Below are 20,324 nucleotides of genomic sequence, written 5' to 3' on the forward strand. Positions count from 1 at the left end.
GTGGGCGGACTCTAAGGGGATATCAGAGGACGGCCTACGGCAGCACGGGCCGCTTGTTCAGCTGATTGCATCCGCTCGGTTAACAGCTGATTGAAAATCCGAGTCGCCTCTCGGCCGCTGTTCTCAGTGGTGAGGGATTCACCGAAGCAGACCGCCGCACGACCACAAGGGCGGGGACGGGCCTCGCTGTAGGCCAAGCCAACAGGCACCACCTGAACAGGCACACCTTGACGTGTCGCGAGTTGAGAGAGGCGGGCCAGCCCCTGCTGCAGACGTATGGGCTCATCGGAGCGGTTGATCCTTCCCTCTGGAAACACAACCAGCTGCTCTCCAGCAGAGAGGAGGTCAATGGCATAGCGGAGGGTGGTCATCGACGGCCGGCCCTGATCAACGGCAAAGCAGCCAAGGCGATGCAAAAACCACCCCTGCAAACCGACCATCTCAGTACCGGTCACCATGAAGCGACAGTCCCGACCGGTCACCCTCCGACCCGCCGCCATGGGCAACATCAGAGCATCCCATCGGGCCCGATGGGTCGGAGCCAAGAGCACCGGGCCATCCACGGGAAGACGATCAGCACCAAGGACAACTCGCTCACGGAAGTAACTCTTCAGCGCAAAGTCCTGCGTGAGCACCATCGCCATCGGTGCCCAAAAAGGGTCAATCCCCGAGCTCAGAGCTTGTTCGCGAGTCGCCAGGCTCGAGTTCACCGCGAAGGCTCATCCGTTCATCACGGCAAAAAGCTAGGTCGTGCCGTGCCATTTTCTTGCCGTCACAGGGCAGTTGATCCTTCGGCCCGCGCCCCATCAGGAGCTGCATAGAGTCGGGCGGTCAGAGAGAGCACTGTGGCCAGCCTCGGCGTCAACATTGATCACATTGCCAATGTTCGCCAAGCGAGGCGAACGGTGGAGCCCGACCCCGTGCCGATGGCCCTCTTGGCCGAACTTGGCGGGGCCGATGGCATCACCGTGCACCTGCGAGAAGACCGGCGTCATATTCAGGACCGAGATGTTGAGCTTCTGCGCCAGACGGTGCGCAGCCGCCTCAATCTGGAAATGGCGTCCACAGCAGAAATGGAGGCGATTGCCCTTCGCATCAAGCCCGACATGGTCACTCTGGTGCCAGAGCGCCGTGAGGAGGTGACCACCGAAGGAGGCCTCAATGTCTCAGCCCAACTGGAAGCCCTGAGCTCCATGGTCGGGACGCTGCAGGCAGCCTCCATTCCCGTGAGCCTGTTCGTGGATCCAGATCCGGAGCAACTCAAAGCAAGCCAGGCCACCGGGGCCCGCTGGGTCGAACTGCACACGGGTGCCTATGCAGAGGCGCGCTGGGATCGGCAAGCCGTGGAGCTGGCACGACTGACGCAAGCCACTGCCCACGCCAGGGCCCTCGGCCTCCGGGTGAATGCAGGCCATGGACTCACCTATCAAAACGTGGAGCCGATTGCCGCCATCGAGGGCATGGAGGAGCTCAACATTGGCCATACGATCGTGACCAGGGCTCTGGCAGTCGGTCTGCAGAACGCGGTGAGCGAGATGCGGCGTCTGATAGAGAATCCACGCCGTGACCCCCTGTTCGGACGTCTGAACTGATGACCACCTATCACTTCGTTGCCGCCAGCGAACGCTTCCTCACGCAAGAAGAGCCCCTAGAAGAAGTGCTGAAAGAGCGCAGACGGAACTATGCCGAGCAGGGCAAAGACATTGATTTCTGGCTGGTGCGGCACCCGGCATTCCTTCAAGCTGCTGAGCTCTCAAGCATTGCCGCCAAGGTTCCAACACCCTCAGCCGCGGTGGTGTCGACCGATCCCCGCTTTATCACCTTCATGAAGCTGCGTTTGGAGTTCGTTGCAGAGGGACGTTTCGAGGCACCATCCACCACAATCCCCGATGCACTCGCCGAAGCTTGAGCAACGGCCCTGCTCATCAACGTTCGATAAAAAGAACCCGTGCTGATCGATCAGACCGCAAGCGATCGATTAGCACGGTTGCCATCGGCAAAGGGAGTGGAGTGATGCAAGCCAACCAACTCCCTGTGCCTCAGCAAATCGCCCTGCTGGTGAAAGCGCTGGATGGAGCCAAGCGCACCAACGAAGCACTTGCCCGTTGCCGCAACGGTGATGAGATGGTGGACATTCTGCTTGGGGCCTCAGCCAAACTTGGCCTCAGGTTGACCCGGCGTGACCTACTGGAAACCCCACCGATCCGTGACTGGATCTGGTTTCGCAACAACGACCCTCTGCTCACGGTGGGCGACCGTAAGCCTCGTTATCAACAGAACATCGATCGACCTGAGCCCTCGCAACGCAAGAAATTCCTCGGGATTTTCTAACTCTCTTCAGTCCTGGGGGCCGCCAAGGCCATCAGAATGAATCCATGCACTCCACCGTCCAGGTGTCTGAAACCAGCACACGCCATTGGGTGATCGGGGACGTTCACGGCTGCCTCTTGGCCCTAGACGAGTTGCTGGAGCTCCTACCGCCTGGTGATCATCTGATTTTCTGCGGTGATGTCGTGGGGAGAGGGCCCGACATTCAGACCACAGCTGAGAGGGTTTGGGGACTGGTCAGCAGCGGTCGAGCCACTTGGCTGCGTGGAAACCATGAACAACGACTGATTGACGCACAAGCCGCTCGTTTGGAGGGAGAGGACGACACTCCGTGCAAGACCAATCCGTGCAACACCAAACAGTGGATCGCACGGCTACGCACCCTGCCAGTGGTGTTCCAAGGCGATGGCTGGGTCGCCACCCACGCCGGCTTCGATCAAGATTGGCAACCTGATCTGGAAATCCGAGAACCGTTTTGGCGCACCTATGACGGACGTTTCGGCCGGGTAGTGGTGGCCCATACCCCTGGTGATGATGTGCGCTATCAAGGGCAGATCGTGATCATCGACACCGGTGCGGTCTACGGCGGACAGCTGACCGCCTTCTGCCCTGAGACAGAGGCTGTCGTTCAGGTGAACGGTCTCAGCAACCTGACGGGATCGACCGCAGCGGACGCGACCCAAACGGAAGCAGAGCAGATCAAGCCCGTTCTCGTTAGCAGCGGCCCTTGCTGACTGTCTTCCGTAGTAACCGATCGGAACTGCTGGCCTCAGTGCTGGCGGCCAACTTCAGCTTGGATCCGCCGGGCATTCTTGAGCAGGCCCAAGTGGGGGTCAACACTTGGCCTACCAGCCGATGGCTGGGCGAACAGCTTGCCCTGGCCAACCCAGCGGGCATCTGCGCCAACCTGCGCTTTCCATTCCCAACTGGCTTGTTACGGCAGCTCGTGGAACAGCTACTCGAGCCCGACCAGGCCTCCACCGGCCCCGATCCCTGGCGAGCACAAAACCTGGTCTGGCCACTGCTCGAGTTGCTACCGGATCTGCTCCAGCATCCCAGCAGCGCACCCTTGCAACGCTGGTTGCAGGACCGGCATGCGGCCGGACTCGACAACCTCGATCAACCCCTATGGCAACTGACCCGAGCCATGGCCGATGCGATCGATGACTACACCCTCTACCGGCCGGCCATGCTCGAGGCCTGGTTGGCGGGGAAGAACGGTGGAAGCAGAGGTGAGGCATTGGCCGAGAGCGTTCTGTGGCAACCGGAACTGGTGCGGCGACTTCACAACGAGCTCAAGTGCCTTCCCTTTGGGCTCAAAGCACGGCAGCTGATCCGCCGCCTTCAGCAAGGGTGGAGACCTGAAGCTTCCCCTCAGCCTCCTCTGCGTCTTTTTGGGCTCAGCAGCCTGGCGCCTGTCCAGGTGGAACTGCTGCAAGCCATCTCGGCCTTGCGCAGGATTGAGCTCTATCTGCTCACCCCCTGCAAGGACCTCTGGCAACGCCAGCAGGTGGCCTTCGCCGAAGCACCGCTGGCGGAGGATTGGCTACTCAGTGTTCCCAGCCTGGAGGCTCGCTTCGGACGGCTAGGGGCAGAGTTTCAACAATTGCTTGAGGGCAGTGGCGAAACCCAGCTAGGCGAATGGGGAGAGAAAGACTTGTTCTTTTGCCCGGCCAGCGCTGCTGAGAACAACGACCGTCGACCCAGTCTGCTGGAGCAGCTTCAGGAGCAACTGATCGATGGCGCGGAAGCCAATGGATTGTGCCTGGAAGCGGAGGATCGTTCGCTCCAGTTCCACGCTTGTCCAGGTCGGCTACGGCAGCTGCAAGTGATCCGTGATCAGATCCTGCAATTGCTGGCGCATGACGACAGCCTGGAGCCAAGAGACATCCTGGTGATGACACCGCAGGTGGAGGCTCTCGCCCCGTTAGTTGGTGCCGTCTTCGGAGACAGCGAGGCCACGGGTGTGCATCTCCCCTGGAGACTGACCGACCGCAGCCAGCAAAGTGACGCCGGCATCGCCCAGGGATTGCTGCAACTCCTGGCACTAGGGGGCGAACGCCTCACCGCATCCAAGCTGGAAGGACTGCTAGCCAACCCACCACTGCTCGCTGCGCACCAGCTGGAACCTGAAGATGCGGAAGCCATCACCCAGGCCCTGCAGCGAGCAGGATTCCGATGGGGAATCGATGCTGATGATCGTGGCGGTGATCCCAGCCACAGCCTCAGCTGGGCCATCGACCGGATGATGCTCGGATTGGTGTTGCCCGATCGTCCAGGGCTCGCCATTGCCTCCACTGCCCCGATGGCCCTGCCAGGCAGCCTTGAGCAGCAAGGTCGCTGGCTGAGCCTGCTGCGACAACTGCTGCGCAGCCTCCGATGGTTGGGCAACAGCCGATCAGTGAAAGCCTGGGTGAAAGGCCTTCAAGAGCATCTAAGCCTCCTCTTTGGCGATGGCGGCGACTGGGCTTGGGAGCTACAGACCATCCATGCGGCCCTAACGGATTGGCATGGGATCGCTGCGGAAAGCAGCCTGAAACTGGCCGCTGCGGTTGTGGGAGACATTCTCGGGGAGCGCCTCAGCGAGGGCAGTGGTCGTTTCGGCCATCGATCCGGCGCCCTCACCATCAGTGCCCTGGAACCGATGCGAGCCATTCCCCACAAGGTGGTGGTGCTCATGGGGCTCGATGCAGGAGCCTTCCCTCGCCAGCGCCAGCGCCCAGGCTTTCACCTGATGGAGCAGCAACGCCTACTCGGAGATCCCAGCAGTGGCGACCAGGACCGCTATGTGCTGCTGGAAGCAGTTCTGTCGGCCCGACAGCACCTGCTCATCAGCTGGAGCTGTCGCGATGAGCGCACGGGTGAACGCCTTGAGGCCTCCACCCCCGTGCGCCAATTGATGGACCTGCTCGAGCACGTGCCCGTGCGGGAGCACGCCGCCAACGCTCTCGAACGCAGCAATTTTCTGCACTCTCCGGCTTGGCCGCCATCCAGCTGCGATCAGCGTCTGCTGCAGGTGCGCCAGCATCTAGAAGGCGGTGGCGTTGATCAGCACGCGGGCCTGGCAAGCAGTACTCCGCCTCAACCGAGCGATGCACCGAGCCCCCTCACTCCCTGGGAGGATCTCCTGACATGGCTCAAGGCTCCTCAGAAGCATTGGCTTAAGCAGATTGACCTGCGACCACGGGAACACGATCACCCCGTGGTCGATCTCGAGGCACACACGCTGGACGAAGCACAACGGTCCAGCTTGCTCAGGCGTGAGCTCACCCCTGAGAACACCCTCCTTAAGAACGACAGCCCCGACTGGCTGGCTCTCGAGCATGGACGTGGAGTCTTGCCAGCCTTCTCCGCCGGAACCCTAGAAGCATCTCGGCTGGAACAACGCTGGAAAAGCCTGGCGTCCTGTCTGACAACGCTGGGTGAGGAGCGATCCAACTTGGTGCAGGTGGGCGCCCTTGAGGCCGCCCTGCCATTCCGCGGCGATCAAATCGTGCTGGTCCACACCGCCCGACCCCGAACCCCTCAACGACTGCAACTTTGGCTCTGGGCAGTTCTGGCCGCTGCAGCAGGCTGCCCCTTTCGCGCCGGTGTGCTGGTGGCGCGTGACGGACATCGCTTCCGGATCCTCGAGCGAATCACGCCCCCCGATCGCGATCAAGCCAACACACTGATCGATCAACTGCAGGGCTGGCGCAAGCAGCACCAAGAGCATTGCTGGCCCCTCCCACCGGAAACGGGATGGGCCTTCGCCTCAGGCGAGGCCAAAGGGCAAGGCAAAGGCTGGACCAAAGCCAGGGACATCTGGGAAGGCAACGCAAGAGTTCAGGGAGAACGCCTCGAGGCAGTGCAACAACTGTGCTTTGGGTCTGATCTGCCCCTGAGCGAACTTCTCAACGATGAGCGTCAGGCATTGGCCTTGGCGTTGCATCAGCCGCTCTTGGAGAGACATCAGGAGGTGAAAGCTTGAATCACCCCCGCTTTGATGCCAACCAATTTCCGTTGGAGCCTGGATTACGACTGCTTGAGGCCAGCGCAGGCACAGGGAAAACCTTCGCCCTGGCCCACCTGGTTCTGCGCCTGCTCAGCGAAGGGGAAACACCTCTGCAGGTGGAGCAGTTGCTGGTCGTCACCTTCACCGAAGCCGCAGCAGCGGAATTGCGTGACCGCATTACCCGTCGACTTCAGGATGCCCTGCGTCTTCTCCAGGGGGCCGACTCCAGCGACGCGGACAGTCCACTACAGGACTGGTTGAACACCCGCAAGAACAGTGATCACCGCAAGCTTGAAGGCCATCTGCTGCTCGCCCTCGAGCGGCTCGATCGTGCTGACATCACCACCATCCATGGCTTCTGCAGACGCACACTGCAGCGTCAAGCCCTCGAAGCGGGCCTTGGCCCATCGGTGGCCCTCGAGAGCCAAAGCCATGAGCGACGTGAACAACTCGTGCACGACTACTGGCACCAGCAAGTTCTGCCCTTGCCTCAAACGTTGCTAGCAGGTCTGCAGCAACGGGGGGTCGATCCAGACAGCCTGATCCGGATCCTCAGCAACCTGGATAGTGATCCTTCCTTGCAACTCGACCCCCTACCGGAAGGGGTGTCAGCGGAGCGACCCCTTCCCGCTCAGCTCGGCCAGCTTTGGAACGAGCGCTGGATGAACTTCCTCTCCCTCTGGCAGGAGAGAGCCGAATCTTTAGAGCAGGGATTCGCAACGGCGGCGGTTGAATTCAAGAGCCTTGGTGCGCCCTACAGCCCCTATCGCCTCAAACCAAAATCTGACCGTCTGAACAAAGTCCAGGACTGGATCAACTCCCTGGGGGAGACGATACCGGGCTACGACGATCTGCTCGCCCAGAGCGATCTGCAGAAGTATTTCCATCCAGGGCCATTCACGAAAATGGCAGCACCGGTTCACGGCGACCGGGTGTCACTACCGGAGAAGGCACTGCTCTTGGCCTGCGCCGACCTGGTGGATGGCCCGGCAGAAGCACTCCTCCTCCACTTTGGCCATTGGAGCCGCAGCGAGCTCAAGCGCCGCAGGGAACGCAGTGGCCAGATGAGCTTTGGGCAACTGCTGGAACAGCTTGATCCTGGCCCAGGCGATGGCGTACCTGGCCCCCTGCTGCAAACGGTGGCAAAGCGTTATAGGGCTGCACTAATCGATGAATTTCAAGACACCGATCCGATTCAGTGGCGCATTCTGGCTCGGGCCTTCACCGCCGACCCTGCCCAGCACCTTTTGGTCATGGTTGGCGATCCGAAGCAGGCGATCTACCGCTTTCGTGGTGGGGAACTGGCGACCTATCGGCAGGCCGCTGACCGGGCCGAAAACTGCTTTGGGCTGTACGAAAACCGCCGTTCCAGTGAAGGGCTCGTGCAGGCCCTGAATGGCCTGATGGAGCCGGGGCTCCCCCGCACAGGCCTTGCGGTTCCTGCCGTGCAAGCGAAGGCCGACACAGGACGCCTCATGCTTCCGGAAGGAGAGTCTCCTCTCCAGCTTCTTGAGCTGGATCCAACCCAGCTCGAAGACATGGTGGCGACGTTCTGCCAGCAGCTGCTGCAACAGCAACTGAAGCTGACGGACGGACCAAGCCCTCGCTCACTGGTGCCTGGGGATCTCTGCCTATTGGTGAGCCAGCACAGCCAAGCCGAAGCCCTACGTGCTGCGCTGGAACGCCGTCAGATCCCGAGCCGTTTAGTCAGCAAAGGAGACGTGTTCGAGAGCATCGGCGCCAACGCCCTGCAGCGATTCCTCGATGCCCTAGCCCAACCAGGGCATAACGGCCGTCAGCGTCTGCTAGCGGCCTCGCCTCTGTTGAGCTGGTCAGCTGCGGAGATCCAAACAGCTGACACACGACGCTGGGATCACCTCGCCGCCGAGTTGAACCTTCTGGCGGAACGTCTACCGCGCCAGGGGCTAACGGCGGTTCTTGCTCAGCTACAGGGCAGCGAAGGACTGGCGCAGCTCTCCATACGCGGCCGGGTTCTCGCCGATCTTCAGCAGGCCGCCGAACTGGTGCAAGAACAGATGCACCGTCAAGGCCTAGGTGCTCAGCAGGCGGCCGACTGGCTCCGACGACAGCGCCTGCAGGAGCATCGCGAAATCCCTGATGCGCATCTATGTCGCAGCGATGCAGCAGAGTCCGCGATCGCCGTGGTCACGGTGCACCGCAGCAAAGGTCTCGAGTATCCCGTCGTGATTTGTCCCTACCTCTGGAAGGGCAGCAAAACGATCAGGGCCGATACCCGGATGATCGGTCGTCGGTGGACACCGGAGCCAGGGGGGCCGCCCCACATGGATCTTCACCTCAACCCTCACTGGGGCCGCGGCCGCCTTGCCTCCCAGCAGGATCAACAGGCCCAGGCGGCTGAAGCTGAACGCCTGGCCTACGTGGCCTGCACCCGCGCGCGCCATCTTCTGGTGCTGGGCTGGCCAGGCGCCGACCTGGCGGAAGCAGGAAACCCACTCAGCAATTGGCTTGTGGACGGGAGCAGGGAACGGGAGCTTCCTCTGCTTCGTCTCAGCCTTGAGGCCTCAGGCAAGGGAGCTCCCTGGCAGCCCCCCCCTCCGGAAGGAGACCTGGCGATCAGCCCTGTACCAGCACGCAGCCTTGACAGCCGCTGGGGCCGAGCCAGCTACTCCGCCTGGGCCCATTCGCAGAAGGCCATACCGCCGACCATGCAGGAGGACGGTCGAGACACCGATGCGCTGGGCCTGGATCAAAGCGAAACGGGCGATTCGCCTGGCGATTTTTCCAATCAAACAACAGAAAACGGAATCACCTGGGAGGAGCTCGGGCCTCTGGCGGACTTCCCTCGAGGCGCCGGCCCCGGTGAGGCCCTGCATCGGATTTTGGAGCGGATCAACTACAACCAACTGGCAGGCGGTGATCTTGAGCCATGCCGGACCGTGGTGGAGCAGGAGCTGCCCCGCGCAGGACTGAGTGATGCGCTCGCAGATCCACTGATCAAAGGGCTCATCCAATTGGTGCAAAGCCCTCTCGGAGGACCGCTTGGGTCCTACCGACTTGGTGATCTGACAGCGGGCAGCTGGCTCAACGAGATGAACTTCGATCTGCCCTTGGCCCACACCATGGCGAAGCGGCAGGTACGCAGCAGTGGCCTGGCCAGGGTTTTTCAGAACCATCCCGGCGGCGTGTTCAACACCGCTTATGCCAACAGGCTCAGTCAGCTGGAGATCGCCAGCAGAGGCTTTCTCACCGGCTCAATCGATTTGGTCTTCCAATGCAAAGAGCGTTGGTGGGTCGCCGATTGGAAGAGCAACTGGCTCGGGCAACGTGATCAGCAGGGAACGGTGCGTCAATGCGGGCCAAGTAGCTACTCACAGGAGGCGATGGTGCGCCTGATGGCGAATAATCACTACCCATTGCAAGCTCACCTCTATGTGGTCGCTCTGCATCGCTACCTGAAATGGCGACTGCACGACTACAGACCGGAGCGACATCTGGGTGGCTATGCCTATGTGTTCTTGAGGGGTGTACCCGGCGCCATCAACCACCCCGGGCACTCAGCCAAGGCACCTACCCCAGGTGTGTTGGTCGATCAACCCAGCCTGGAAAGAGTGATGGCCTTGGATGCACTGTTGCAAGAGGGCCAACCATGACCAGCGTCCTCGGCAACAGCTTGGTCGAAGCTCTGATGCGGCTCCTGCCACCGATGGAAGCCGATGTCAGTGTCCTGGAGGCCGTGGTCCTTGCGCTGACCGATGCCTTGGAGCAAGGCGAGCTCGGGATCCACCTCAAGGGCGAAACACCCGATGGCATCACTGCTGAGCAATGGCCAAAGAGGATGCTTCAGGTCTTAGAGGCCAGTGGCTGGATGGTCTCGAGCCAGACCCTCAACGACAAGCCTGAGGCGCCGATCGTTCACGACGGCGATTGGCTGCGCTGGCGACGTTGGCATCAGGACCTGGACAGCTGCCTGCAACGTCTGCTGGAGCTGGGCGAGTGTCCAATGGTCGAGCCACCCCCACCTGAGCTGCTGGAGACGTGCCGCATCCAGGCGGAAGAGGCAGGGTTAGACGGCTGCCAATGCGACGCGGTCATCACGTTGCTGCAACGGCGGCTGGTCCTGCTCACTGGTGGCCCTGGTACCGGCAAGACCTCCACCGTGGTGCAGATGCTGGCGGCTGCCCTACGACGCAAACCTGACCTTCGCATTCAGCTGTCTGCTCCGACCGGCAAGGCAGCATCCCGCCTGCTCGAGGCCGTGACTTTGGGTGGCGAGGGGCTGGAGCCTGAGCAAGCCAAGCCCTTGACCCAGCTCACCAGCTGCACCTTGCACCGTCTGCTCGAAGCGCAGGGAGAGGGACGGTTCCGCCGCAATCAACAGACCCCTCTCGACCTCGACTTACTGGTGGTGGATGAATTCTCGATGGTGGATCTGCCCCTGATGGGAGCACTCCTGGATGCCATGCCCGCGCACGGCCAGTTGCTGTTGGTCGGTGATGCCAATCAGCTCCCCCCTGTTGGCCCCGGAGCTGTGCTGCAGGAGCTGATCCAGCCTCAACGTCTCCAGCGACTCGGTACCGCTGCGGTCGAACTGCGCACCACCTATCGCAATGACGGTGCGATCGCGGTTCTCGCTTCACAACTACGTGAAGGGATGACGGGCCTGGACCAAAAATGCCTCAGCCGTCTCAAGCCAAACGACAATGTGACCTGGCTGGAGGCCCCCAGTCAGGCCCTGCCATCCGTGCTGGTGGAACTGCTTCTGAAGCAACAGGAGTGCCTCAAAGCACTGGCCAGGACTCTGCGCTGGCAAAATGACGATCCCCATCCCGACGATGTAGCCGCCCTGCTTGGACAGCTGGAGGCTGAGATCGCCCTCAGTCCGGTGAGACAAGGCCCTTGGGGCGTTGAGGCCATCCACCGGGCCTTGCTGGGGGAGCTCAGCCGCAGGCCTGTTCAACACTGGCCAGCAGGAACGCCGGTGCTCAATCGCCACAACAGACCGGAGCAAGGACTGGCCAATGGGGATATCGGTGTGATGGTGCAGAGGGATCAGCACTCGCTTGTGCTGCTGCCTGGAGGACGCCTGCTTCACCCGGCCCAGCTGTCTGGAGCGGAACCCGCCTTCGCCCTTACCGTGCACAAATCCCAAGGCAGCCAGTACGGCCGCGTGGCCCTGCTGCTCCCCCCAACCCGGTATCCAGACCCCCGTCTGGCCTACACCGGCCTGACCCGTGCCCGTTCAAAGGTGCTGCTAATCACACCTTTAATCAGCAAAAACCTGGCCGGATCAGAGCAACCTCGCCATGCTTGAAACCCCGCAGGGAGACGGTGAGCAGCGCAGATGAACGGGTGATCCGCCCCTGGGGGTGGTACGAAGAACTGCGGGAAGGTTCCGGTTACAAGCTCAAACGACTCTGGCTCGATGCAGGTCAGAGGCTGAGCCTGCAACGTCATCACCATCGCAGCGAGAACTGGACAGTGGCGGAAGGGAGCGGCGCTCTGCTCTGCGATGGCCGCTGGAGCTCAGCGACCCCTGGCATGACACTGCACATCCCCTGTGGCGCCATTCACCGAGCGCAGGGCGGGGAAGAGGGACTGCTGCTGATTGAGGTGCAGCACGGTGCATTGCTTGAGGAAAGCGACATCGAACGATTGGAAGATGATTTCGGTCGAGTGTTAAGTTGATCAATCAACCTTGAAAGAAAGGGCAAGCAATCAGATCGGCCTCGGCCGTGTTGGACTTTGCCGGCCTGACTTGCAGGGATCAATCAGGCCACTGCCTTTTCAAAATGACTCAAAGTGCAGCGCACGGAGATTTCGCGTGCTCAGTGGATCTCAGCGCCACAGAGCTGGCAGCAGAGGGCGAAACGACCCCTGCGACTGAGGAAACCAGCGATACCAACGCGGTGTTCACCACGGTGATTGAAACAACCGAAGACACCCCAGACGAGCCCTCTGGATTTGCCCAGTTCGGCTTCAGCGATGCGCTGTTAAACACCCTCAACGAGAAGGGATATAAGGAGCCCTCCCCGATCCAGGCGGCCGCATTCCCCGAGCTCATGCTCGGCCGTGATCTCGTTGGCCAGGCACAAACCGGCACTGGCAAAACCGCGGCCTTCGCCCTACCCATCCTGGAACGCTTGCAGGAGGATGGCCCACGCCCACAGGCTCTGGTGCTTGCCCCCACTAGGGAACTGGCGATGCAGGTGGCGGACTCCTTCCGTGCCTACTCGGCCGGCCATCCCCATCTCAATGTCTTGGCCATCTACGGAGGATCTGATTTCCGGTCCCAGATCCACGCTCTCAAACGCGGCGTTGATGTGGTGGTGGGCACCCCAGGGCGTGTGATGGACCATATGCGTCAGGGCACGCTCGACACCAGCGGCCTGCGCTGCCTGGTTCTCGATGAAGCCGATGAAATGCTGCGCATGGGCTTCATCGACGATGTCGAATGGATTCTCGATCAGTTGCCGGAACAGCGGCAGGTGGTGCTGTTCTCAGCCACGATGCCCTCCGAGATCCGCAGGCTATCCAAGCGCTACCTCAGCGAACCGGCTGAGATCACGATTAAAACGCAGGAGAAGGAAGCACGTCGCATCCGCCATCGCTGCATCACCCTCCAGAACAGCCACAAACTTGAAGCCCTCAACCGGGTGCTGGAGGCCGTCACCGGCGAAGGGGTGATCATCTTCGCCCGCACCAAGGCGATCACCCTCAATGTGTCTGAATCCCTTGAGGCTGCTGGCCATGATGTGGCTGTGCTCAATGGCGATGTTCCCCAGAACCAGCGGGAGCGAACTGTGGAACGGCTGCGCAAGGGAACGGTCAACATCCTTGTCGCCACAGATGTGGCTGCACGAGGCCTGGATGTGGAGCGCATTGGTCTAGTGATCAACTACGACATGCCCTTCGACAGCGAGGCCTACGTGCATCGCATCGGTCGGACCGGTCGCGCAGGCCGCACCGGCGAGGCCATTCTGTTCGTGACGCCTCGCGAACGACGCTTTGTCAACAACCTCGAGCGTGCTGTCAACCAGGAGATCGAGCCAATGGCGATCCCCAGCAATGCGGAGATCAACCAAGCGCGTCTCGACAAGCTTCGGCAGCGGCTCACCGATGCGGCCACTGGCGAAGCCCGTCAGCCCGATGAATCCGCCCTGCTGCAGGAATTACTCCAGCGCGTCAGCAACGAGCACGACATCGAACCCTCCCGGCTTGCGCTCGCCGCGCTGACCCTTGCCGTCGGCACAGGTCCTCTGTTGGTACAGGGCGATGAGAGTTGGCTGCAAAATACCGGCCGCCAGCGGTTCGAACGTCGCGACGACCGTTTCGGCGAGAGAGGTAATCGCCGCAGACCCGAGCGCGCGTCGCGTCCACCCGAAGACAATATGGAACGATTTCGCGTCGAGGTGGGACATCGTGATCGCGTCAAACCCGGCAACCTCGTTGGTGCGATCGCGAATGAATCCGGCCTGCAAGGTCGCATGATTGGTCGCATTCAAATTTTTGAATCCCACAGTTTTGTGGATCTTCCCAAAGGCATGCCACAGGATGTTTTCGCGTCTCTGAAGCGGCTCAAGGTGATGAACAGAGAACTACAGATTCGGCCCGCTACTTAAATCCATGTCATCTCGTATGCCTGCTCTGCTCAAGGCGACACTGGTGCCAATTGGCCTGTCAGCAACGATGGCGGCACTGCCAGGTGACGCCTGGGCAGAAGGAGATGACGGACTGATTACACAATTTTGTCTAGCCAGCTTCAATGCAGCCATGGCCCACGCCGGTCAATCCCCACCGGATGGGATGGGAAGCTACACCTGTCGTTGCTTCCTCGATGAAGTGAAATCTGGGGCCTCGATCGACGCAGCCCAAACCACCTGCAAGTCCAAAGCAGCCTCGATTTACAAGCTCTGAAACATCGAAAAACAGCTGGACAGACACCCCCCACGCAAGCCAGAAGGACACACTTTCAGCATTGAGGGGATTCCAACTGCTCTGATCGAGTTCAACCACGCGCTGGCGCACTCCGAGCGACAGACCACTCCATCCGAGATGCTTTCAAGCGTAAAAAGCAGGTGTGCTGCGATCCACACCCGTCTGCCTTCAAGCGATTCAAGAGAACCCCTTGAAGGCTCTTGTGACAGTCTGTTAGGCCGAGATCGACCCACCTGGCCCTGTAGCGTGGAGCGGCATCAGCTTCAGCGTTCGGCTCTGATCGGCTCGCTCCCCCAGCTTCAGCTCAACAGCTCCAGCATCAAGGACATCCTTTTCGGACCACGACTTCACTGATCACACACGTCCAACGGTCCCCACAGGAATGACCATTTACATCGGCAACCTCTCCTTCCAGGCTGAGCAGGAAGACCTGCTTGACCTGTTCAGCCAGTACGGCGAAGTTAAGAGCGCCAGCCTCCCCCTCGACCGGGAAACCGGTCGCAAACGCGGCTTCGGCTTCGTTGAGATGAATACCGATGCCGACGAGCAGAAGGCCATCGATGACCTCCAGAACGTTGAATGGATGGGTCGGATGATCCGCGTCAATAAAGCAACCCCCCGCGAGCGTACCGGTGGCGGTGGCGGTGGCGGTGGCCGCGGCGGCTACGGCGGTGGCGGCGGTGGCGGCTACGGCGGTGGCGGTGGCGGTGGCGGCTACGGCGGTGGCGGTGGCGGTGGCGGAAACCGTTGGTGAACTGACCACCTCGCCTCATTGTTCATTCAGGCCACCTGCGCAAGCGGTGGCCTTTTTGCTGTTAGCAACGAGGAGCGAAAGCCTCAGTTCGTGCCGAGCTCGTCCAGCTCCTGGCGAAGATCCATTTGCTCGGATCGAGCGATCAACCGGTTAGAGAGATCGAGCTGATCCACAGCTTCGCTCCGATCTGGGCGCAGATGGGGGAGGACTGAGCGCAGGCCGCGACGACGCTTGCGTGCCACAAAGCGGTGAAATCGATTAATCGAACGGGAACGGGTCATGAACACCTCATCGCTCTAAGAGAGGTCTAGAACTGATAACAAGAAAAAACCGTTCCTTCGCAACAGAACGCTTGATTGCCAAGGGCTCAACTCTGCAGCGGCTGCTACTCCATCTCCGCCCCCACAGGCGGTTGGTGACGTGGGCAGCATTGTGCTCAGTGATCAATAAATTCTTCGATCTTGCTCCGCCAGTCTTGATCGCCCTTGCTGTCGAGGTGCTGGCCTCCAGCCGCATTGATCAGCAACAGATGGACTGGTTATCACAGCTCGGAGCGCATGATGTGCCGAGCCAACTCCTGGTCCTTGCGGTGGCCTCCTTCATCGTCTGGAGCGCCGAATCCTTGTTTGAGTACCTCTATGGAGTGCTCTGGCGAAACCTGGCCCAGACCACTCAGCACAGCGTGCGCCTGGAGGCCTACAGCCATCTTCAGAACCTGGAGATGGACTTCTTCGAACACGACAGCAGCGGTCGGCTGTTGACCGTACTGAACGAAGACATCAATCAACTGGAACGCTTCCTCGATCGAGGCGCCAACGAGATTCTGCAACTGATCACCACGGTGGTTCTGGTGGGAGGAGCGATGGCGGTGATGGCTCCCGGTGTCGCCCTGTTCGCCTATTTGCCCATCCCTGTCATTCTCTGGGGTTCATTGCTCTTTCAGCGGCGCCTGGCGCCGCTCTATCGCGAGGTGCGTGAGCGAGCGGGAAATCTCGGCTCACGCCTGGCCAACAACATCAGCGGCATGCTCACGATTAAGAGCTTCACCGCCGAAGCCTGGGAGCTGGAGCAACTGCGTCAAGACAGTGACGCCTACCGACAGAGCAACCGACGGGCGATCCGACTCTCTGCCGCGTTCATCCCTCTGATCCGCTTCGCAATTCTGTTCGCCTTCATTGCCATCCTGATCATCGGCGGGCTGCAGACCTGGCAAGGCGAGCTTTCGATCGGCACCTACAGCTTTCTGGTGTTCATTACCCAGCGACTGCTCTGGCCCCTCACAACCTTGGGGCGCACCCTGGATGACTATCAACGCTCGATGGCCTCCACCCGAAGGGTGCTTGACCTGATCGACACACCGATCTTGATCAAGGGCGGGTACAAACGTCTCAGCCCAAACAGCGTCAGCGGAGTGATCGACTACCGGAACGTCAGCTTTCACTACCGCGATCGCCCCTTACTGCTGCAGGACTTTTGCCTGCATGTGGAGGCCGGGGCGACGATCGGGATCGTCGGCGCAACAGGATCGGGCAAAAGCACGCTTGTGAAGCTGCTTCTGCGTCTCTACCCCTTGAGCAACGGCAGTATCTCTCTCGATGGCGAATCGATCGAAGCGATCGATTTGGGAGACCTTCGCCGCTGCATCGCGCTGGTCAGTCAGGACGTGTACCTCTTCCATGGAACGGTGGCAGAGAACATCGCCTACGCCGATCCCAAAGCCTCCAGAGCTGCCGTGATCCAGGCAGCTGAGCTAGCGGAAGCTGACGGCTTCATCTCAGCCCTACCCGAGGGTTACGACACGGTTGTGGGTGAACGGGGGCAACGACTATCCGGAGGCCAGAGGCAAAGAATCGCGTTGGCACGGGCGATTCTCAAGGATGCTCCCATCCTGGTGCTGGATGAGGCCACGGCTGCAGTGGACAACGAAACCGAAGCAGCGATCCAACGTTCGTTGATGCAGATCACGGCCAACCGCACCACACTGGTGATTGCACACCGTCTCAGCACCGTGCGCCACGCTGATCAGATTGTGGTGATGGATCAAGGTCGCATCGTGCAACAAGGTCAGCACCACACCCTGCTCATGCAGGGCGGTGCCTATGCGGACCTCTGGCGTGTGCAGGCGGGCCTTCTGCCTGGTGAAACACTGGCGCTCTAAAGCGCCCTCGTCCTCCCCATACTGTTCTCCCCATGGGTGCCACGCTCTCCCATCTGATGCACCACCCGCTCGGCATCTTCGCCCTGCTGGTCGCCATCATCGTCGTGGTGCCGCCCTTGATAAGGCGTCTGGGCCTGCCTGATCTTGTGGGTCTGCTGCTGGCCGGTCTGGCCGCAGGCCCCCACGGTCTCCACTGGCTAGAAGCCGACGGCGAAACGATTCGGTTGCTCTCCGATATCGGTGCCATCTATCTGCTGTTCATCGTCGGATTGGAAATCGACCTTGAAGAGTTCAACCGGGTCAAGCGCAGGTCCGCCAGCTTCGGCATCTTGGTGTTTCTGCTCGGCGTCGGCACTGGCGTTGGCATCGGCCAGCTGTTCGGCTTCGGCTTGGTGCCAAGCCTGTTGCTCGGGGCGCTTATGGCCACTCATACCCCTTTGGGGTATCCGATCGTTCGCAGCTATGGCGCCCAGCGCGACGAATCAGTAATCGTCAGCGTCGGCAGCACGATCCTCACCGACATCTCCGCCTTAGTCCTACTGGCCGTTGCCCTTGGCCTCGGCAAGGGCAGCCTCACGCCTATGGGATTGGTCAGCTTGCTGACCAGCATTCTTGCGTTTGCGGCCGTGGTGATTTTTGGGATCAGAGCGGTGGGCAAGCGACTGTGGATCCGAACCATCACCGATGAGAACAGGGTGTTCTTGGCGGTGCTTCTGGTGCTGTTCGTTGCCTCACTCGGCGCTGAGCTGGCAGGGGTCGAAAAGATCGTTGGTGCGTTCCTCGCCGGCCTTGCCGTGAACTCTGTGCTGCCGGAGGGCAAGGCCAAGGAACTGGTGATCTTCGTAGGTGGCGCCCTCTTTATCCCGATCTTCTTTATCCATCTCGGGCTGCTGCTGGATGTGAACAGCCTGGGGGCCAGCATCAGCAACTTTGAATTCACCGCACTGATGCTGGTGGGAGCCCTTGGCTGCAAAGGTGCGGCCTCCCTGATCGCCGGTCGGCTGTTCGGATACAACGGCAACCAGATTCTGATGATGTGGTCACTGGCCATGCCCAAAGTGGCTGCGACCCTGGCCACCGCCTTCGTGGGCTACCAGGCCGGTCTGCTCGATGCAGTGGTGCTGAACAGCGTGCTGGCAGTGATGGTGGTGACCGCCACGCTGGGTCCTGTGCTGACAACACGTTCAGTCACCCGCTTGGTGGCCCCCAGCGATCCGAGTCGCAACCCAACAGCGCCATCCCAAACCAACGCAGACGCTGGCGGGTCCTCGGATGTGGTTCAGCGCCCGCTGAGCATTGTCGTTCCCGTGGCGAATCCAGCCACCGAACAAGGACTGCTCAGCATCGCCTCAAAGCTGCTCACCGGCAGCAATGCCACGGGATCCTCCGGGACCTTGATTCCCCTGGCACTGGTGTGCCCAAGCGTGGAGGAAGCCCGGGGTGGGCTGAACCGGGCCATCGCCGCAGCCCGTGCCCGCCTCAGTCAGGCAGCGCTGATCGGTCAGGATCTCGAGGTCACCACCCACGGGGTGCTCCGTCTTGATGAAGACATCGCCGGTGGCATGAGCCGCAGCGCCCTTGAGCAAGGTGCTGACCTGCTCGTGATCGGCACCGGTCGCCCTGACAAACTGCGGAACTGGCTGTTTGGCGATCTCGTCGACGGCGTCTGCCGCACCGCCCATTGCCCCGTGGTTGTTGTGAACCTGGGGGACCAGGCACCGGAACAGCTCGGCAGAGTCCTTGTGCCGATCAAAGATCTATCGGCCAGTGCCCGAGAACAGTTCGAGCTAGCACTGCGGCTGATGGCGTCCTGTCCAGAACGGCAACCCGCTCACATCACCCTGCTGCACATTCACGACCCTCGCTTCGGCCGCCAAGATCGCGCCTGGATGGAGCAAGAACTGAATCGCTGGATTCCACAAAACACGATGGGGCAGAGCATCCGAATCGAACTGGTGCGTGGGCCCGGTATTGACCAAACGATCCAGCGACTGAGCTGGGATCACGATCTCGTCATCCTGCGCTCGCAGCGACGTCGTGTCGCAGGCCTGCGGATCCCAGCCAGCGATCGCACCAGCAGCCTGATCAACCAGTTGCCATGTCCATCCATGGTGATCAGCGAACCGCTGCTCTAGGCGCGATGCGCCTCTGCAAAAAACCAAAGATTGAATAAAGAAGAGACTAAGACCGACCTAAACTTGCTTCATGACAACACCTGAGCCCGAGCGGGTTGGCCCGCGTGCTCGATCCCTGGGGATCGCCATCGCGCTCGGGTTGGGATCAGGGTTGCTGCTGGCTCTACCACTCACCACAATGCTGGTGCCGGAGAGCAATCGGCAGTCAGCGCTGCTGGGACTTCCCCTGACCAATCCGTTCACCGCCTGGACCGGGATTGGCGATCGCGAAGTGGTCGTACTCGGCATGGATGCCGGCGGGGGAAACACCGACACGATGTTCACGATCCGGGTGGACAACAGTCAGACAAAAATCACACAGATTCCAAGAGACAGCTACGTCAATTCGGCCCGGTTCGGCCCAATGAAGGCGAATGCGTTGTACGCCTACGGCGGTACCGATGCCGTGAAGCAAGAACTCAGTCGACTGATGGGTCGACCGATTCAGCATTACATCCTCGTCAATCTGGAAGGGATCCGCAGCATCAGCGATCTGATGGGTGGCGTCACGATCGATGTCCCCAAACGGCTCTACTACGTTGACAATTCACAAGGGCTCTACATCGACCTACAGCCCGGACGCCAAGTTTTAAAAGGTCGGGATCTGGAGGGATTTCTCCGCTGGCGTAATGATGGAGAAGGAGATTTCGGCCGGCTGAAACGCCAGCAACTCGTGATCAAAAGCCTGTTTGGATCACTGACCAAACCAGACAACATCATGCGTCTTCCGGCCTTAATCTCAGCCGCCGGTCGCAACCTCAACACCGATCTCGGCCCGATGGAACTTGGTGGCCTGATCACCGCGATGGGCACCACTGACCTCAAGGCTGAACGGTTGGACGCGACCCCCTTCGAGCGTGATGGGATCAGCTACCTCGATACCCAATGGCCCAGCCACTCCCGGAGACGACCCCATTCAGAGGAGGAGCACTCCGAAAGCAACAACAGCAACTGGCGATACCGACCACAGTTTTAAGGGGCGGAGAGCTGGGCAACAGA

At 60.8% G+C, this 20,324-nt stretch carries 16 protein-coding genes; 14 read left to right on the plus strand and 2 right to left on the minus strand.

Annotated elements, in window-relative coordinates; genetic code table 11:
* Positions 1 to 11 precede the first annotated feature (11 nt).
* Entirely contained in the window at positions 12 to 710 is a 699-nt protein-coding gene (locus DXY16_RS03805) for a 1-acyl-sn-glycerol-3-phosphate acyltransferase (protein ID WP_170953828.1), read from the minus strand.
* Positions 711 to 845: 135 nt separating this feature from the next.
* Between DXY16_RS03805 and DXY16_RS03810 the strand changes: the two genes are divergently transcribed.
* From DXY16_RS03810 to DXY16_RS03860, 11 genes are all read left to right on the plus strand, one after another.
* On the plus strand, positions 846 to 1,592 hold the full coding sequence (locus DXY16_RS03810) for a pyridoxine 5'-phosphate synthase (RefSeq protein WP_115119648.1): 747 nt from the start codon (positions 846 to 848) through the stop codon (positions 1,590 to 1,592).
* Positions 1,592 to 1,909, plus strand: a complete 318-nt coding sequence (locus DXY16_RS03815; protein WP_115017891.1) for an MgPME-cyclase complex family protein — start codon at positions 1,592 to 1,594, stop codon at positions 1,907 to 1,909. The genes DXY16_RS03810 and DXY16_RS03815 overlap by 1 nt, the downstream gene beginning before the upstream one ends.
* The gene (locus DXY16_RS03820) at positions 1,906 to 2,331 is read left to right on the plus strand and encodes a hypothetical protein (protein ID WP_371410856.1); all 426 of its coding nucleotides are present in this window, start codon (positions 1,906 to 1,908) and stop codon (positions 2,329 to 2,331) included. The genes DXY16_RS03815 and DXY16_RS03820 overlap by 4 nt, the downstream gene beginning before the upstream one ends.
* Positions 2,332 to 2,375: 44 nt before the next feature.
* Entirely contained in the window at positions 2,376 to 3,062 is a 687-nt protein-coding gene (locus DXY16_RS03825) for a metallophosphoesterase (protein ID WP_170953829.1), read from the plus strand.
* The gene (locus DXY16_RS03830; RefSeq protein ID WP_115119650.1) at positions 3,056 to 6,298 is read left to right on the plus strand and encodes an exodeoxyribonuclease V subunit gamma; all 3,243 of its coding nucleotides are present in this window, start codon (positions 3,056 to 3,058) and stop codon (positions 6,296 to 6,298) included. Before DXY16_RS03825 ends, DXY16_RS03830 begins: the two co-directional genes overlap by 7 nt.
* Positions 6,295 to 9,954, plus strand: a complete 3,660-nt coding sequence (locus tag DXY16_RS03835; protein ID WP_115119652.1) for a UvrD-helicase domain-containing protein — start codon at positions 6,295 to 6,297, stop codon at positions 9,952 to 9,954. The genes DXY16_RS03830 and DXY16_RS03835 overlap by 4 nt, the downstream gene beginning before the upstream one ends.
* Positions 9,951 to 11,615 (plus strand): ATP-dependent RecD-like DNA helicase, encoded by a 1,665-nt coding sequence (locus DXY16_RS03840; RefSeq protein ID WP_115119654.1) that lies wholly within the window; start codon positions 9,951 to 9,953, stop codon positions 11,613 to 11,615. The genes DXY16_RS03835 and DXY16_RS03840 overlap by 4 nt, the downstream gene beginning before the upstream one ends.
* A 17-nt stretch (positions 11,616 to 11,632) precedes the next feature.
* Positions 11,633 to 11,989, plus strand: coding sequence for a phosphomannose isomerase type II C-terminal cupin domain (locus DXY16_RS03845; protein WP_244281532.1), 357 nt, complete (start codon positions 11,633 to 11,635; stop codon positions 11,987 to 11,989).
* Between the two features lie 104 nt (positions 11,990 to 12,093).
* A complete protein-coding gene (locus tag DXY16_RS03850) occupies positions 12,094 to 13,923 on the plus strand; it encodes a DEAD/DEAH box helicase (protein WP_115119658.1) in 1,830 nt (609 codons plus the stop codon).
* Between the two features lie 4 nt (positions 13,924 to 13,927).
* Entirely contained in the window at positions 13,928 to 14,218 is a 291-nt protein-coding gene (locus tag DXY16_RS03855) for a hypothetical protein (RefSeq protein WP_244281533.1), read from the plus strand.
* A 403-nt stretch (positions 14,219 to 14,621) separates the two neighbouring features.
* Positions 14,622 to 14,993, plus strand: a complete 372-nt coding sequence (locus DXY16_RS03860) for an RNA-binding protein (RefSeq protein ID WP_115119662.1) — start codon at positions 14,622 to 14,624, stop codon at positions 14,991 to 14,993.
* Between the two features lie 83 nt (positions 14,994 to 15,076).
* Here DXY16_RS03860 and DXY16_RS03865 read toward each other — a convergent pair whose 3' ends face one another.
* The gene (locus DXY16_RS03865; protein WP_115119664.1) at positions 15,077 to 15,274 is read right to left on the minus strand and encodes a hypothetical protein; all 198 of its coding nucleotides are present in this window, start codon (positions 15,272 to 15,274) and stop codon (positions 15,077 to 15,079) included.
* Between the two features lie 71 nt (positions 15,275 to 15,345).
* Here DXY16_RS03865 and DXY16_RS03870 point away from each other — a divergent pair, with 71 nt between their 5' ends.
* The 3 genes from DXY16_RS03870 to DXY16_RS03880 all read left to right on the plus strand — a co-directional run bounded on the left by DXY16_RS03870 (position 15,346) and on the right by DXY16_RS03880 (position 20,301).
* Entirely contained in the window at positions 15,346 to 17,151 is a 1,806-nt protein-coding gene (locus tag DXY16_RS03870) for an ABC transporter ATP-binding protein (RefSeq protein WP_115119666.1), read from the plus strand.
* Positions 17,152 to 17,183: 32 nt separating this feature from the next.
* Positions 17,184 to 19,286 (plus strand): cation:proton antiporter, encoded by a 2,103-nt coding sequence (locus DXY16_RS03875; RefSeq protein WP_115119668.1) that lies wholly within the window; start codon positions 17,184 to 17,186, stop codon positions 19,284 to 19,286.
* Between the two features lie 70 nt (positions 19,287 to 19,356).
* Positions 19,357 to 20,301 (plus strand): LCP family protein, encoded by a 945-nt coding sequence (locus tag DXY16_RS03880; RefSeq protein WP_115119670.1) that lies wholly within the window; start codon positions 19,357 to 19,359, stop codon positions 20,299 to 20,301.
* The last annotated feature ends 23 nt before the right edge of the window (positions 20,302 to 20,324 follow it).

It is taken from the genome of Synechococcus sp. UW105 (assembly GCF_900473935.1).
Lineage (GTDB): Bacteria > Cyanobacteriota > Cyanobacteriia > PCC-6307 > Cyanobiaceae > Synechococcus_C.